Annotated in this window: 11 protein-coding genes and 1 tRNA gene; all 12 read left to right on the plus strand. The window is 61.5% G+C overall.

Annotation, left to right across the window (positions count from 1 at the left end):
- Nucleotides 1–125: 125 nt before the first annotated feature.
- Nucleotides 126–201 (plus strand) — tRNA-Trp (locus tag XAXN_RS12035).
- Nucleotides 202–250: 49 nt separating this feature from the next.
- Entirely contained in the window at nt 251–658 is a 408-nt protein-coding gene (gene secE / locus XAXN_RS12040; protein WP_042821417.1) for a preprotein translocase subunit SecE, read from the plus strand.
- 13 nt (nt 659–671) lie between these two features.
- Entirely contained in the window at nt 672–1,229 is a 558-nt protein-coding gene (gene nusG, locus XAXN_RS12045; RefSeq protein ID WP_005917584.1) for a transcription termination/antitermination protein NusG, read from the plus strand.
- Nucleotides 1,230–1,425: 196 nt separating this feature from the next.
- Nucleotides 1,426–1,854: a 50S ribosomal protein L11 gene (rplK, locus tag XAXN_RS12050; protein WP_008574191.1), complete on the plus strand. Its 429-nt coding sequence runs from the start codon at nt 1,426–1,428 to the stop codon at nt 1,852–1,854.
- Between the two features lie 3 nt (nt 1,855–1,857).
- Complete coding sequence (gene rplA, locus XAXN_RS12055; protein ID WP_003486747.1) at nt 1,858–2,556, plus strand: 50S ribosomal protein L1; 699 nt, start codon at nt 1,858–1,860, stop codon at nt 2,554–2,556.
- A 546-nt stretch (nt 2,557–3,102) separates the two neighbouring features.
- On the plus strand, nt 3,103–3,636 hold the full coding sequence (gene rplJ, locus XAXN_RS12060; protein ID WP_005930748.1) for a 50S ribosomal protein L10: 534 nt from the start codon (nt 3,103–3,105) through the stop codon (nt 3,634–3,636).
- A gap of 54 nt (nt 3,637–3,690) precedes the next feature.
- Nucleotides 3,691–4,056, plus strand: coding sequence for a 50S ribosomal protein L7/L12 (rplL, locus tag XAXN_RS12065; protein ID WP_042821419.1), 366 nt, complete (start codon nt 3,691–3,693; stop codon nt 4,054–4,056).
- A 293-nt stretch (nt 4,057–4,349) separates the two neighbouring features.
- Nucleotides 4,350–8,501, plus strand: a complete 4,152-nt coding sequence (gene rpoB / locus XAXN_RS12070) for a DNA-directed RNA polymerase subunit beta (RefSeq protein WP_054319716.1) — start codon at nt 4,350–4,352, stop codon at nt 8,499–8,501.
- A gap of 149 nt (nt 8,502–8,650) precedes the next feature.
- On the plus strand, nt 8,651–12,865 hold the full coding sequence (gene rpoC, locus XAXN_RS12075) for a DNA-directed RNA polymerase subunit beta' (protein ID WP_054319717.1): 4,215 nt from the start codon (nt 8,651–8,653) through the stop codon (nt 12,863–12,865).
- 218 nt (nt 12,866–13,083) lie between these two features.
- Nucleotides 13,084–13,458: a 30S ribosomal protein S12 gene (gene rpsL / locus XAXN_RS12080; RefSeq protein ID WP_002811712.1), complete on the plus strand. Its 375-nt coding sequence runs from the start codon at nt 13,084–13,086 to the stop codon at nt 13,456–13,458.
- A 12-nt stretch (nt 13,459–13,470) separates the two neighbouring features.
- The gene (gene rpsG, locus XAXN_RS12085) at nt 13,471–13,938 is read left to right on the plus strand and encodes a 30S ribosomal protein S7 (RefSeq protein WP_005917592.1); all 468 of its coding nucleotides are present in this window, start codon (nt 13,471–13,473) and stop codon (nt 13,936–13,938) included.
- Between the two features lie 137 nt (nt 13,939–14,075).
- Nucleotides 14,076–16,193 carry an elongation factor G gene (gene fusA / locus XAXN_RS12090; RefSeq protein WP_017156211.1) on the plus strand — a complete coding sequence of 706 codons (2,118 nt, stop codon included), beginning with the start codon at nt 14,076–14,078 and terminating at the stop codon, nt 16,191–16,193.
- Nucleotides 16,194–16,261 lie beyond the last annotated feature (68 nt).

Raw genomic sequence — 16,261 nt, forward strand, 5'->3', positions numbered from 1 at the left:
TGCCAAGATCATCAAGTAAGCGCCTGTATCCAGCTGCCTTCTGGTGGCTGGATTCAAACGAATGGCGGGCCGGCTGAACCGCGGTCCGCCTTCGTTGTCTTGGGGTTTGCGGTAAACGAGTACATACGCCAGTAGCTCAATTGGCAGAGCAGCGGTCTCCAAAACCGCAGGTTGGGGGTTCGAGTCCCTCCTGGCGTGCCACTCCTCTTTCCGGCCCAGCGATTCGGGTCAGATCGGTAACTAGAGCCGGATGAATAGCAAAATCGAGCCTTCCAAGAGCGCGTCCTCTAGCGCTGATGTCGTCAAGTACGTTGTCTCCGCTGCCCTGGTGGTTGCGGGGCTTTTTGTGTGGTTCTGGTTCTCCGCTCCGGAGCGCGCGACCCAGTTTGGCGCGTGGACGCCGCAGTTGCGTGCGCTGGCTGTCATCGTTGGGTTGGTGGCAGGCGCATTTGTGTTTTTGGGCACCGGCAAGGGCCGGGAGACCCGCGAATTCTTGTCCGAATCCAGGTTCGAGTTGCGTAAGGTTGTCTGGCCGACGCGCCAGGAAGCCATCCGCACCACCTGGGTCGTGATTGTTGTTGTGATCATTCTGAGTTTGCTGTTGGGCGGCTTCGACTTTGTCATCCAGAAGCTCACGCAGTGGTTCCTGGCTCGTTGAGGAGAATCAAGCAGTGAAGCGTTGGTATGTCGTTCACGCCTATTCAGGCTTCGAAAAATCCGTTGCCCAGGCATTGCGCGACCGTATCGCGCGTGCCGAAATGGAAGATCGTTTCGGCGACGTGCTGGTGCCGACCGAAGAGGTCATCGAAATGCGCGCCGGCCAGAAGCGTCGGTCCGAGCGCAAGTTCTTCCCCGGCTATGTGCTGGTGCAGATCGAAACGCACGAAGAGGCCGGTATCCCGCGCATCGACAACGAAAGCTGGCACCTGGTGAAGGAAACCTCCAAGGTGATGGGTTTCATTGGCGGCACCGCCGACCGTCCCCTGCCGATTCGCGACGAAGAGGCAGATGCGATCCTGCAGCGTGTGCAGGATGGTGTCGAGAAGCCGCGTCCGAAGGTGTTGTTCGAGCCGGGCCAGATGGTGCGCGTCACCGAGGGTCCGTTCAACGACTTCAACGGCGTTGTCGAGGAAGTCAATTACGAAAAGAGCAGGCTACGTGTTGCCGTGCTCATCTTCGGTCGCTCCACGCCGGTCGAGCTCGAATTCGGTCAGGTCGAGAAGGGCTGACCCCGGGGGCGCCGGGTAGGCGCTCGCCCCAAATGCTGCTATGATGCGCGGCTTGCTGTCCTGGCGAACCGCCTGGAACCAATGGCTGCCGCATGGCAGCCATCCGCGTGTGGTCAACAACGTGAAGCCGGGACACGTGAATCCCGGTCCGATGGGGAGCCTGCAGGTCAGGCGCTAGCACCCGGAGAGCATTGAAATGGCTAAGAAGATTACTGCTTTCATCAAGTTACAGGTTAAGGCCGGTCAGGCCAACCCTGCACCGCCGGTCGGCCCTGCACTGGGTCAGCGCGGTTTGAACATCATGGAATTCTGCAAGGCATTCAACGCCGCGACGTCGAAGCTGGAGCCGGGTCTGCCGACGCCGGTGATCATCACCGCGTATTCCGACCGTACCTTCACGTTCGTCACCAAGAGCACCCCGGCCAGCGTGCTGCTCAAGAAGGCCGCAGGTGTGACCTCCGGCTCGAAGCGTCCCAACACCGATAAGGTTGGCAAGGTGACGCGCAAGCAGCTGGAAGAGATCGCTAAGGTCAAGGAAGCCGATTTGACGGCAGCCGAGCTGGAAGCGGCAGTGCGCACGATTGCGGGTTCTGCCCGCAGCATGGGTTTGACGGTGGAGGGCTAAGACATGGCACAGAGCAAGCGCGTTAAGGCCATCACGGCCGCTGTCGTTCCGGGCAAGACCTATGCCTTCGAAGACGCAATCAAGATCCTGAAGACCGCCACCAAGGCCAAGTTCGTCGAGTCGATCGACGTCGCCGTGCGCCTGGGCGTGGACGCCAAGAAGTCCGACCAGCAGGTGCGCGGTTCCACCGTGCTGCCGGCCGGTACCGGCAAGAGCGTGCGCGTTGCAGTGTTCGCACCGGCAGGCGCCAAGGCTGACGAAGCCCTGGCCGCTGGCGCCGAGGCAGTGGGCATGGACGACCTGGCCGAAAAGATGCAGGCCGGCGATCTGAACTATGACGTGGTCATCGCGACCCCGGACGCCATGCGCGTCGTCGGTAAGCTGGGCACCCTGCTGGGTCCGCGCGGCTTGATGCCGAACCCGAAGGTCGGCACCGTGTCGGCCAATCCGGGCGAAGCGGTCAAGAACGCCAAGTCGGGCCAGGTGCGCTACCGCACCGACAAGGCCGGCATCATCCACTGCACCATCGGCAAGGCCAGCTTCGACGACGAAGCGCTGAAGTCGAACCTGCAGGCGCTGTTGCTGGATCTGGTCAAGGCCAAGCCGGCGACTTCCAAGGGTACCTACCTGCAGAAGGTTTCGGTCAGCTCGACCATGGGTCCGGGCGTGACGGTGGACCAGTCGAGCCTGTCGTTGAAGTAAGCGAATGCGTCCGGCGTCATGCGCCTGACATATTTGGCAGTACGGCATTGTTTTTCCGGCCCGGGTCGCCGTGTGCTGGGAGTCCGTTCCCTCCTTTGGGGTAACGGACATTTTGAAGGCGATCGCCGGCACGTCCGGCGGTAGCCGTCAAAGACCGCAGGCGCGGTCAGCGCAGATCGACGACGGGCAAGGATGCTCGCACTGGCAAGGAGTCGCCGTCGATGCAGCGGGATCGCTTAATTGGTTCGTTTTGAACCGGCCGGCGTAGATGGTGTCGCCCTTCTGGAGCTTTCTGGTTTACGCGCGTCTGGGGCATCCCGGATCGAGTCCACTCCAGGTCTAGAACGGCCACCAAAGGAACATCGGTCGATGTTCCCGGCTTCCAGGAAGGAGGCTGCCCTGGACCGCAATCGGCAGGAGCCGCGAGCGGAGTAGCTTGAAGCGGGGATTAGGGATTCGGCATTGGGGATTCGCAGGAGCTGCTTCATGGTTTTCGACGAATCACCAATCATCAATCACCACACCCGGCTTTAACGGAGGAGTGCAATGGCTCTCAATCTGTCCCAGAAGCAAGAAGTAGTCGCCGAGCTGGCAGACATCGCCGCCAAGGCCCACTCCCTGATCGCCGCCGAATACGCTGGCACCACGGTCTCCCAGATGACCGCGATGCGTAAGCAGGCCCGCGAAACCGGCGTGTTCTTGAAAGTTGTCAAGAATACCCTGGCTGCGCGCGCCGTTGAAGGTACTGATTTCGCTGTCGCTGCTGACAAGCTGGTCGGTCCTTTGCTGTATGCGTTTTCGATGGAGGAGCCCGGCGCAGCCGGTCGCCTGATCAAGGAATTTGCCAAGAGCAACGACAAGCTGCAGGCCAAGGTCGTGTCCATCGGCGGGGAATTGTTCCCGGCTGGCCACGTCGACGTGTTGGCCTCGCTGCCGACCCGTGACCAGGCCCTGGCCATGCTGGCCCGCGTGCTGTCCGAACCGGCTGCCATGTTCGCCCGTGCCGTCAAGGCCGTTGGCGACAAGCAGGGTGGTGGCGACGAAGCCGCCGCGCCGGTCGCCGAGACTGCCGAAGCTTGATGTCCTAGCGTTCGCTAGAACCCCAATCCAGAAAATCATTTAAAGGTAATCACAATGTCCCTTACCAACGAACAGATCGTCGACGCCATCGCCGAGAAGTCCCTGATGGAAGTGATGGAGCTGGTCAAGGCCATCGAAGAAAAGTTCGGCGTCTCCGCCGCTGCCCCGGTCGCTGCTGCTGCAGCTGGCCCGGCCGCCGTGGTTGAAGAGCAGACCGAGTTCACCGTGGTGCTGACCAACGCCGGTGCCAATAAGGTGACCGCTATTAAGGCTGTCCGTGGCGTGACCGGTCTGGGTCTGAAGGAAGCCAAGGACCTGACCGAAGCCGGTGGCGTCCTGAAGGAAGGCGTCAGCAAGGACGAAGCCGAGAAGATCAAGAAGGAAATGACCGAAGCCGGCGCGACGGTCGAAATCAAGTAATTAGTACCTTGCATCGCCAGCGTTTCATGGTGATGCACTGAAGGCTGGGGGCGTAAAGCCCCCGGCCTCTGGCCGTTGATGGAAAGCCGGGATTTGAGAGTCGGCATTCGGGATTCGAAGGCAGCCTTCGCTAATCCCCAATCTCGTCATCCCCAATCCTCGCCTCACCGAGTTGGTAGTTGGAAGTAGCGGGAGAAGGCGTGCTGGTGCCGGCAATACCAGCGACTTCCAACTGACAATTTTTATTTCAGGGCCGCCGCGACATGGCCCCCGCAGCCTAGGGTGAAGACCTCATGACGTCTTATTCGTTCACCGAAAAAAAGCGTATCCGCAAGGACTTCGGTAAGCAGCGCTCGATCCTCGAAGTGCCGTTTCTGCTTGCCATCCAGGTGGATTCCTACCGCGAATTCCTGCAGGAAGACGTGGAGCCGAACAAGCGTAAGGATCTCGGTCTGCACGCGGCATTGAAGTCGGTGTTCCCGATTTCCAGCTACAGCGGCAACGCTGCGCTGGAGTACGTCGGTTACAAGTTGGGTCAGCCGGTGTTTGACGAGCGTGAATGCCGTCAGCGCGGCATGAGCTATGGTGCGCCGCTGCGCGTGACCGTGCGCCTGGTGATCTACGACCGCGAGTCGTCGACCAAGGCCATCAAGTACGTGAAGGAGCAGGAGGTCTATCTCGGCGAAATTCCGCTGATGACCGGCAACGGTACCTTCATCGTCAATGGCACCGAGCGCGTGATCGTATCGCAGCTGCACCGCTCGCCGGGCGTGTTCTTCGACCACGACCGTGGCAAGACCCACAGCTCGGGCAAACTGCTGTACAGCGCCCGCATCATTCCGTACCGCGGCTCGTGGTTGGACTTCGAGTTCGACCCGAAGGATGCGCTGTTCACCCGTATCGACCGTCGCCGCAAGCTGCCGGTGTCGATCCTGCTGCGCGCGCTTGGCTACAGCAACGAAGAGATGCTGGCCGAGTTCTTCGAGATCAACACCTTTCACATCAACCCGGACGAAGGCGTGCAGCTGGAGCTGGTGCCGGAGCGTCTGCGTGGTGAAACGCTGAACTTCGACCTGGCCGACGGCGACAAGGTCATCGTGGAAGCGGGCAAGCGCATCACTGCGCGCCACGTCAAGCAACTGGAAGCTGCCGGCGTTGCCGCGCTGGCCGTGCCGGACGACTACCTGGTCGGCCGCATCCTGTCGCACGACGTGGTCGATGGCTCCACCGGTGAGCTGTTGGCCAATGCCAACGACGAAATCAACGAAGACCAGCTGGCTGCCTTCCGCAAGGCGGGCGTCGATGCGGTCGGCACCCTGTGGGTGAACGATCTGGATCGTGGTCCGTACCTGTCCAACACCTTGCGCATCGATCCGACCAAGACGCAGTTGGAAGCGCTGGTCGAAATCTACCGCATGATGCGTCCGGGCGAGCCGCCGACCAAGGAAGCGGCGCAGAACCTGTTCCACAACCTGTTCTTCACCTTCGAGCGCTACGACCTGTCCACGGTCGGCCGCATGAAGTTCAACCGTCGCGTCGGCCGCAAGGACGTGCTGGGCGAGTCGGTGCTGTACGACAAGAAGTACTTTGCCGAGCGTAACGACGAAGAATCCAAGCGCCTGGTTGCCGCGCACGCCGACACCTCCGACATCCTGGAAGTCATCAAGGTGCTCACCGAAATTCGTAACGGTCGTGGCGTGGTCGATGACATCGATCACCTGGGCAACCGTCGCGTGCGTTCGGTCGGCGAAATGGCCGAGAACGTGTTCCGAGTGGGCCTGGTCCGCGTCGAACGCGCGGTCAAGGAGCGTCTGTCGATGGCCGAGTCCGAAGGCCTGACCCCGCAGGAACTGATCAACGCCAAGCCGGTGGCCGCGGCGATTAAGGAATTCTTCGGCTCCTCGCAGCTGTCGCAGTTCATGGACCAGAACAACCCGCTATCGGAAGTGACGCACAAGCGTCGCGTCTCTGCGCTGGGCCCGGGCGGTCTGACCCGCGAACGCGCCGGCTTCGAAGTGCGCGACGTGCACCCGACCCATTACGGCCGCGTTTGCACCATCGAAACGCCTGAAGGCCCGAACATCGGCTTGATCAACTCGCTGGCCGTGTTCGCCCGCACCAACCAGTACGGCTTCCTCGAGACGCCGTACCGTAAGGTGCTGGACGGCAAGGTCTCCGACGACGTCGAATACCTGTCGGCGATCGAAGAAAACGAGTACGTAATCGCCCAGGCGAACGCGCTGACCGATGCCAAGAACATGCTCACCGAGCAGTTCGTGCCGTGCCGGTTCCAGGGCGAATCGCTGTTGAAGCCGCCGTCCGAAGTGCACTTCATGGACGTCTCGCCGATGCAGACCGTGTCGGTCGCAGCGGCGCTGGTGCCGTTCCTCGAGCACGACGACGCCAACCGCGCACTGATGGGCGCCAACATGCAGCGCCAGGCCGTGCCGACACTGCGTTCGCAAAAACCCCTTGTCGGTACCGGCATCGAGCGTGCGGTTGCGCGCGACTCCGGCGTGACCGTGAATGCGTTGCGTGGTGGCGTGATCGAGCAGATCGACGCGGCTCGCATCGTGGTCAAGGTCAACGAGGCAGAAATTGGCGGCGGCACCGATGCCGGCGTGGATATCTACAACCTGATCAAGTACACCCGCTCCAACCAGAACACCTGCATCAACCAGCGTCCGCTGGTGAATGTGGGCGACGTGATCGCGCGCGGCGACGTGCTGGCCGACGGCCCGTCCACCGACATCGGTGAACTGGCGCTGGGCCAGAACATGCTGATCGCCTTCATGCCGTGGAACGGCTATAACTTCGAAGACTCCATCCTGCTCTCCGAGCGCGTGGTGGAAGAGGATCGTTACACCACGATCCACATCGAAGAACTGACCTGCGTTGCGCGCGACACCAAGCTGGGGCCGGAGGAAATTTCCGCCGACATCCCGAACGTGTCCGAGCAGGCGTTGAATCGTCTGGACGAAAGCGGCGTGGTGTACATCGGTGCGGAAGTGCGCGCCGGCGACATCATGGTCGGCAAGGTCACGCCGAAGGGCGAAAGCCAGCTGACCCCGGAAGAAAAGCTGCTGCGTGCGATCTTCGGCGAGAAGGCGTCCGACGTGAAGGACAGCTCGCTGCGCGTGCCCCCAGGCATGGACGGCACCGTCATCGACGTGCAGGTCTTCACCCGCGACGGCATCGAGAAGGACAAGCGTGCGCGTCAGATCGAAGAGTCTGAAATCAAGCGCGTCAAGAAGGACTTCGACGACCAGTTCCGTATCCTGGAAGCGGCCATCTATGCACGCCTGCGCTCGCAGATCGTGGGTAAGGTCGCTAACGGCGGCGCGAACCTGAAGAAGGGCGACACCGTCACCGACGCATACCTGGACGGGCTGAAGAAGTCCGATTGGTTCCAGCTGCGCATGAAGGACGAGGACGCTGCCGACGCCATCGAACGTGCGCAAAAGCAGATCCAGGCGCACGAGAAGGAATTCGAGGCACGTTTTGCCGACAAGCGCGGCAAGATCACCCAGGGCGATGACCTTGCACCGGGCGTGCTGAAGATGGTCAAGGTGTTCCTGGCCGTGAAGCGCCGCATCCAGCCGGGCGACAAGATGGCAGGCCGCCACGGCAACAAGGGTGTGGTCTCCAACGTGGTGCCCGTGGAAGACATGCCGTACATGGCTACCGGCGAGTCGGTCGACATCGTGTTGAACCCGCTCGGCGTGCCGTCGCGTATGAACATCGGCCAGATTTTGGAAGTGCATCTGGGTTGGGCCGCCAAGGGCCTGGGTCGCAAGATCCAGCGCATGCTTGAAGCCCAGGCCGCCGTCAGCGAACTGCGCAAGTTCCTCAACGACATCTACAACCACGACAGCGCGATCAATGCACAGCGCGTGGATCTGTCGCAGTTCAGCGATGAGGAATTGCTCAACCTGGGCAAGAACCTGATCGACGGCGTGCCGATGGCGACTCCGGTGTTCGACGGTGCCAGCGAAGCGGAAATCAAGCGCATGCTGGAACTGGCCGACCTGCCGCAGAGCGGTCAGACCCAGCTGTACGACGGTCGCACTGGCGAAGCGTTCGATCGCAAGACCACGGTTGGCTACATGCATTACCTGAAGTTGAACCACTTGGTCGACGACAAGATGCATGCGCGCTCGACTGGCCCGTACTCGCTCGTGACCCAGCAGCCGCTGGGCGGCAAGGCGCAGTTCGGTGGTCAGCGCTTCGGCGAAATGGAAGTCTGGGCGCTGGAAGCCTACGGCGCGGCCTACACCCTGCAGGAAATGCTGACGGTGAAGTCCGACGACGTGCAGGGCCGCAACCAGATGTACAAGAACATCGTCGATGGTGAGCACGAGATGGTCGCGGGCATGCCGGAATCCTTCAACGTGTTGGTGAAGGAAATCCGCTCGCTGGCGATCAACATGGAACTGGAAGAGTAAGAGCCGGGCCCGGTCAGGGGCCGGCAACCGGAAGAGGCGAGCGCTCAGCGCGTTCGCTCTTGCCGGGGACGGTCACCTGATCGCAGTCCCGATCGAAGCTGTTCGCGTTTCATCTCAGATACGAAATTCCTCCGACCCGGAGATATCAAATGAAAGACCTGCTCAACCTCTTCAATCAGCAGCGCCAGACGCTGGATTTCGACGCGATCAAGATCGCGCTGGCGTCGCCGGACCTGATCCGCTCGTGGTCCTACGGCGAAGTGAAGAAGCCCGAAACCATCAACTACCGGACCTTCAAGCCCGAGCGTGACGGCCTGTTCTGCGCCGCCATCTTCGGACCGATCAAGGACTACGAATGCCTGTGCGGCAAGTACAAGCGCATGAAGCACCGTGGCGTGGTCTGCGAAAAGTGCGGCACCGAAGTGACGCTGGCCAAGGTGCGCCGCGAGCGCATGGGCCACATCGACCTGGCCTCGCCGGTTGCGCATATCTGGTTCCTCAAGTCGCTGCCCTCGCGCATCGGTTTGATGCTGGACATGACCCTGCGTGACATCGAGCGTGTGCTGTACTTCGAAGCCTATGTCGTCACCGAGCCGGGCCTGACCCCGCTTGAGCGCCGCCAGCTGCTGACCGAAGAGCAGTACCTGACCGCACGCCAGGAGTACAACGACGACTTTGACGCCGCCATGGGCGCCGAGGCCGTGTATGAGCTGCTGCGCACGATCGACCTGCAGTCTGAAATGACCCGTCTGCGCGAAGAAATCGCCAGCACCGGTTCGGAAACCAAGCTCAAGCGTTTGACCAAGCGCATCAAGCTGATCGAAGCCTTCCTGGAATCGGGTAACCGTCCGGAATGGATGGTCATGACCGTGCTGCCGGTGCTGCCGCCGGACCTGCGTCCGCTTGTGCCGTTGGATGGTGGCCGCTTCGCGACTTCGGATCTGAACGATCTGTATCGCCGCGTGATCAACCGCAACAACCGTCTGCGTCGTCTGCTCGAGCTCAATGCGCCGGACATCATCGTGCGCAACGAAAAGCGCATGCTGCAGGAATCGGTCGATGCGCTGCTGGACAACGGCCGTCGTGGTCGTGCCATCACCGGCACCAACAAGCGTCCGCTGAAGTCGCTGGCCGACATGATCAAGGGCAAGCAGGGCCGGTTCCGTCAGAACCTGCTCGGCAAGCGCGTGGACTATTCCGGTCGTTCGGTCATCACCGTTGGTCCGTACCTCAAGCTGCACCAGTGCGGCCTGCCGAAGAAGATGGCGCTGGAGCTGTTCAAGCCGTTCGTGTTCGCCAAGCTGCAGCGTCGTGGCCTGGCCACCACCATCAAGGCCGCCAAGAAGCTGGTCGAGCGCGAAGAAGCCGAAGTCTGGGACATCCTGGAAGAAGTGATTCGCGAGCATCCAGTGCTGTTGAACCGCGCGCCGACCCTGCACCGTCTGGGCATCCAGGCGTTCGAGCCGGTGTTGATCGAAGGCAAGGCCATCCAGCTGCATCCGCTGGTGTGTACTGCTTTCAACGCTGACTTCGACGGTGACCAGATGGCCGTCCACGTCCCGCTCTCGCTGGAAGCCCAGCTGGAAGCGCGTGCGTTGATGATGTCCACCAACAACATCCTGTCGCCGGCCAACGGCGAGCCGATCATCGTGCCGTCGCAGGACGTGGTGTTGGGCCTGTACTACATGAGCCGCGCCCTGGAGAACAAAAAGGGCGAAGGCATGGTGTTCGCCAACACCAGCGAAGTGAAGCGCGCCTACGACAACCGCGTAGTTGAACTGCACGCCAAGGTCAAGGTGCGCATCACCCAGGTGGACGTGGAAGCCGGCGGCAAGCGCAGCAGCGGCACCTCGATCGTGGACACCACGGTCGGTCGTGCGCTGCTGAGCGAAATCCTGCCCGAAGGCTTGCCGTTCCAGCTGGCCAACACCGAGATGACCAAGAAGAACATCTCGCGTCTGATCAACTCCAGCTACCGTCTGCTGGGCTTGAAGGACACCGTCGTGTTCGCCGACAAGCTGATGTACACCGGCTACGCCTACGCCACCCGCGCCGGCGTGTCGATCGGTATCGACGACATGCTGATCCCCGACGAGAAGAAGGGCATCCTCACCGAGGCCGAAGCCGAAGTGCTGGAAATCCAGGAGCAGTATCAGTCGGGTCTGGTCACCGCCGGCGAGCGCTACAACAAGGTCGTGGACATCTGGTCGCGTACCAGCGAGCGCATCGCCAAGGCGATGATGGACACCATCGGTACCGAAAAGGTCGAAAACGCCAAGGGCGAGACCATCGACCAGAAGTCGATGAACTCGCTGTACATCATGGCCGACTCCGGTGCCCGTGGTAGCCAGGCGCAGATCCGTCAGCTGGCCGGTATGCGCGGCCTGATGGCGCGTCCGGACGGCTCGATCATCGAGACGCCCATCAAGGCGAACTTCCGCGAAGGTCTGAACGTGCAGGAGTACTTCAACTCCACCCACGGTGCGCGTAAGGGTCTGGCCGATACCGCGCTGAAGACGGCGAACTCGGGTTACCTGACCCGTCGCCTGGTCGACGTGGCACAGGACGTGGTGATCACCGAAATCGATTGCGGCACCACCGAAGGGTTGATCATGACCCCGATCGTGGAAGGTGGCGACGTGGTCGAGCCGTTGCGCGAGCGCGTGCTGGGCCGTGTGGTGGCCGAGGACGTGTACCTGCCGGGCAACGATGAAGAGCCGATCGTCACGCGCAACACGCTGCTCGACGAAGCCTGGGTGGCCAAGCTCGAAGACGCCAGCGTGCAGTCGGTGAAGGTGCGTTCGACCATCAGCTGCGAATCCTCGTTCGGCGTGTGCGCACGCTGCTACGGCCGCGACCTCGCACGTGGTCACCAGGTCAACATCGGCGAAGCGGTCGGCGTCATCGCCGCGCAGTCGATCGGTGAGCCGGGTACCCAGCTGACCATGCGTACGTTCCACATCGGTGGTGCGGCATCGCGTGCGGCTGCGGTGGACAACATCACCGTCAAGACCACCGGTTCGGTGAAGTTCAACAACCTCAAGTCGGTGGCGCATGCCAGCGGTTCGCTGGTTGCGGTCTCGCGTTCTGGCGAACTGTCCGTGCTCGATGGCCATGGCCGCGAGCGCGAGCGTTACAAGCTGCCGTACGGCGCGACCATCACCGCCAAAGACGGCGATGCGGTCAAGGCCGGGCAGAGCGTTGCCAACTGGGATCCGCATAACCACCCGATCGTGTCGGAAGTGGCCGGTTTCATCCGCTTCATCGACTTCGTCGACGGCGTCACCGTCATCGAGAAGACCGACGAACTGACCGGTCTGGCGTCGCGCGAAATCACCGACCCGAAGCGTCGCGGTGCACAGGCCAAGGAACTGCGTCCGATCGTGCGCATCGTCGATGCCAAGGGCAACGACCTGACGATTCCGAACACGGACCTGCCGGCCCAGTACCTGCTGCCGCCGCGCTCCATCGTCAATCTGCAGGACGGCGCTGCCGTCGGCGTGGGCGACGTGGTTGCCAAGATCCCGCAGGAAGCATCCAAGACCCGCGATATCACCGGTGGTCTGCCGCGCGTCGCCGACTTGTTCGAAGCCCGCAAGCCGAAGGATCCGGCGATCCTGGCCGAACGCTCGGGCATCATCAGCTTCGGTAAGGACACCAAGGGCAAGCAGCGCCTGATCATCAAGGACACCGATGGTTCGGAACACGAAGAGCTGATTCCCAAGTACCGTCAGATCATCGTGTTCGAAGGCGAACACGTGACCAAGGGCGAGACCGTGGTGGACGGCGAGCCGAGCCCGCAGGACATCCTGCGCCTGCTGGGTGTCGAGCCGCTGGCGGCCTACCTGGTCAAGGAAATCCAGGACGTGTATCGCTTGCAAGGCGTGAAGATCAACGACAAGCACATCGAGGTGATCACGCGCCAGATGCTGCGTAAGGTCGAGATCGTTGATCAGGGCAACAGCAAGTTCCTCAACGGCGAGCAGGTCGAACGCCAACGTGTCATCGAGGAAAATGCCCGCCTGGTCAAGCGCAACGAATTGCCGGCCAAGTACGATCCGGTGTTGCTGGGTATCACCAAGGCATCGCTGGCCACCGAGTCGTTCATCTCGGCGGCATCGTTCCAGGAGACCACCCGCGTGTTGACCGAGGCAGCCGTCCGCGGCACTCGCGACAACCTGCGCGGTCTGAAGGAAAACGTGATCGTGGGTCGTCTGATCCCGGCCGGTACCGGTCTGGCGTACCACGCCGGACGTCGCAAGGCCTCGGGTCTGACCGACTCGGAAATGGAAACGCTGTCGGGCAAGCCGGCAGTCGCCGAACCGGTCGCCGTTGTGGCCGACGCTGGCGCGGACGAGGAGTAAGTGCTCCGACGGCGGTCGCGAGACCGTCGTAAGCCAAGCGAAAAGGAGGGCAGGACGCCCTCCGTTTTCCGGCCTTGGATAGGCCAGCAGGTTCAGTTTCCGTGAAGTTGACGGAGTTTCGTCCTGCCAGCTATACTTCTCTGTCTCGGTGGGCCGGTCTCGGCCTGCCTTTGTTTTCGTGCAGGCCGTCACGGCCTATCAATCAGAAGAATCAACTGATGACGACGATCAATCAGCTGGTCCGCAAGCCTCGGCAAGCGACCACCTACAAGAGTGCCTCTCCGGCACTGGACAAGTGTCCGCAGCGCCGTGGCGTCTGCACACGCGTCTATACCACTACCCCGAAGAAGCCGAACTCGGCCCTGCGTAAGGTCGCCAAGGTGCGCCTGACCAACCAGGAAGAGGTCATCAGCTATATCGGTGGGGAAGGTCACAACCTGCAGGAGCACTCCGTGGTCCTGATCCGCGGTGGCCGCGTCAAGGATCTTCCCGGTGTGCGTTATCACACCGTCCGTGGTTCGCTGGACGCCGCCGGCGTCGCCAAGCGTCGTCAAGGCCGTTCCAAGTACGGCGCCAAGCGCCCGAAGAGCTAAGGAAATACTCAAATGTCCCGTAAAGGTTCTACTCCGCAGCGCACCGTCCTGCCAGATCCAAAGCATGGCAGCGAAACCATTGCCCGCTTCATCAATATGGTGATGCAAAGTGGCAAGAAGTCGGTTGCTGAGAAAATTGTCTATGGCGCAATGGACGTCATTGGCGAAAAGAATCCGAATGCCATCGAACTGGTGCAGAAGGCACTGGACAACGTGGCCCCGGCTGTCGAAGTTAAATCGCGTCGCGTCGGTGGTGCTACCTATCAGGTGCCCGTCGAAGTGCGTTCCTCCCGTCGCATGGCGCTGGCAATGCGCTGGTTGATCGATTCCGCGCGCAAGCGTGGCGAAAACACCATGCCGCGTAAGCTGGCTGCAGAACTGTTGGACGCCTCGGAAAGCCGCGGCGGCGCGATCAAGAAGCGCGAAGAGACCCACCGTATGGCGGAGGCGAACAAAGCGTTCGCACATTACCGCTGGTGACCTCGGGGGCCTTGGTAACGGGGCCCTTCAGCACCATATGAGTGCTGTTTGTGACGCATGTTGCGTCGCATCCAATCCGAAGGCCGCCGAAAGGCGGCGTTCGGCCATCCGAAATCCAAGAAATTGAGAGGCTCCCCGTGGCCCGCACCACCCCTATCGAGCGTTACCGCAACTTCGGCATCATGGCCCACATCGATGCCGGCAAGACCACCACGTCCGAACGCATCCTGTTCTACACCGGTGTGAGTCACAAGATCGGCGAAGTCCATGACGGCGCTGCAGTGATGGACTGGATGGAGCAGGAGCAGGAGCGTGGTATCACCATCACCTCCGCTGCGACCACTGCGTTCTGGTCGGGTATGGACAAGTCCATGCCGCAGCACCGCTTCAACATCATCGACACCCCCGGGCACGTCGACTTCACCATCGAAGTGGAGCGCTCCTTGCGCGTGCTCGACGGTGCGGTGTTCGTGTTGTGCGCCGTCGGTGGCGTGCAGCCGCAGTCCGAGACGGTGTGGCGCCAGGCCAACAAGTATTCCGTGCCGCGCATGGCCTTCGTCAACAAGATGGACCGTACCGGTGCCAACTTCGACAAGGTCGTCGAGCAGCTGAAGGCCCGTCTGGGTGCGTACGCCGTGCCGATGCAGGTGCCGATCGGCGCCGAAGACGGCTTTGAAGGCGTGGTCGACCTGCTGAAGATGAAGGCGATCCATTGGGATACCGCATCGCAGGGCACCACCTTCGAATACCGCGATATTCCGGCCGACCTGGTCGATGTCGCGACCGAGGCACGTTCGTTCATGGTCGAGGCGGCTGCAGAAGCCAGCGAAGACCTCATGGACAAGTACCTCAACGAGGGCGACCTGAGCGAACAGGAGATCTTGTCGGGTCTGCGCGAGCGTACGCTGAAGGTGGAGATCGTGCCGGTGTTCTGCGGCTCGGCGTTCAAGAACAAGGGCGTGCAGGCCATGCTCGACGGCGTCGTGCACTTGCTGCCGTCGCCGGCCGACCGTCCGCCGGTCCAGGGTATCGACGAAGACGAGAAGGAAGACACGCGCGCTGCAACCGATACCGCGCCGTTCTCGGCGTTGGCGTTCAAGATCATGACCGACCCGTTCGTGGGCTCGCTGACGTTCTTCCGTGTCTATTCGGGCACGTTGAACTCCGGCGATCAGGTCTACAACCCGGTCAAGTCGAAGAAAGAGCGTGTCGGCCGCATCCTGCAGATGCACTCCAACAATCGCGAAGAGATCAAGGAAGTGCGCGCGGGCGACATCGCTGCTGCCGTGGGTCTGAAGGACGTCACCACCGGCGACACGCTGTGTGCGCAGGACAAGATCATTACTCTGGAGCGCATGGTGTTCCCGGAGCCGGTGATCTCGATGGCGGTGGAACCGAAGACCAAGTCGGACCAGGAAAAGATGGGCATGGCCCTGGGCCGTCTGGCGCAGGAAGATCCCTCGTTCCGCGTCAAGACCGACGAAGAATCCGGCCAGACCATCATCTCTGGCATGGGCGAGTTGCACCTGGACATCATCGTCGACCGCATGCGTCGCGAGTTCAACGTCGAGGCCAATGTCGGCAAGCCGCAGGTGGCCTACCGCGAGACGATCCGCAAGTCCGACGTCAAGTCTGACTACAAGCATGCCAAGCAGTCCGGTGGTAAGGGTCAGTACGGTCACGTGGTGATTGAGCTGTCGCCGATGACCGAGGAAGAGCGCAAGAGCGAGAACGTCAAGGACGATTTCCTGTTCGTCAACGACATCACCGGCGGCATCATTCCGAAGGAATTCATCCCGTCGGTTGAAAAGGGTCTGCGCGAAACCATCACCAGTGGTCCGATCGCCGGCTTCCCGGTGGTGGGCGTGAAGGTCAAGCTGGTGTTCGGCTCCTACCATGACGTCGACTCCTCGGAAATGGCGTTCAAGCTGGCTGCATCGATGGCGTTCAAGCAGGGCTTCGCCAAAGCCAGCCCGGTGCTGCTGGAGCCGATCATGAAGGTCGAAATCGTCAGCCCGGAGGATTACCTGGGTGACGTGATGGGCGACGTGAGCCGCCGTCGTGGCGTGTTGCAGGGTCAGGACGACAGCCCGTCGGGCAAGATCATCAACGCGATGATCCCGCTGGGCGAAATGTTCGGTTACGCCACTTCGCTGCGCTCGATGAGCCAGGGCCGTGCGACGTTCTCGATGGAATTCGACCACTACGAAGAGGCACCGGCCAACATCGCCGACGCCGTCACTAAGAAGGGTTGAGTTCGCTCAGCCGCTTCTCACAAATTTTTCAATTAGAGGTAGTTAGTCATGGCAAAAGCTAAATTCGA

It is taken from the genome of Xanthomonas axonopodis, from assembly GCF_001304695.1.
Taxonomy (GTDB): Bacteria; Pseudomonadota; Gammaproteobacteria; order Xanthomonadales; family Xanthomonadaceae; genus Xanthomonas; species Xanthomonas axonopodis.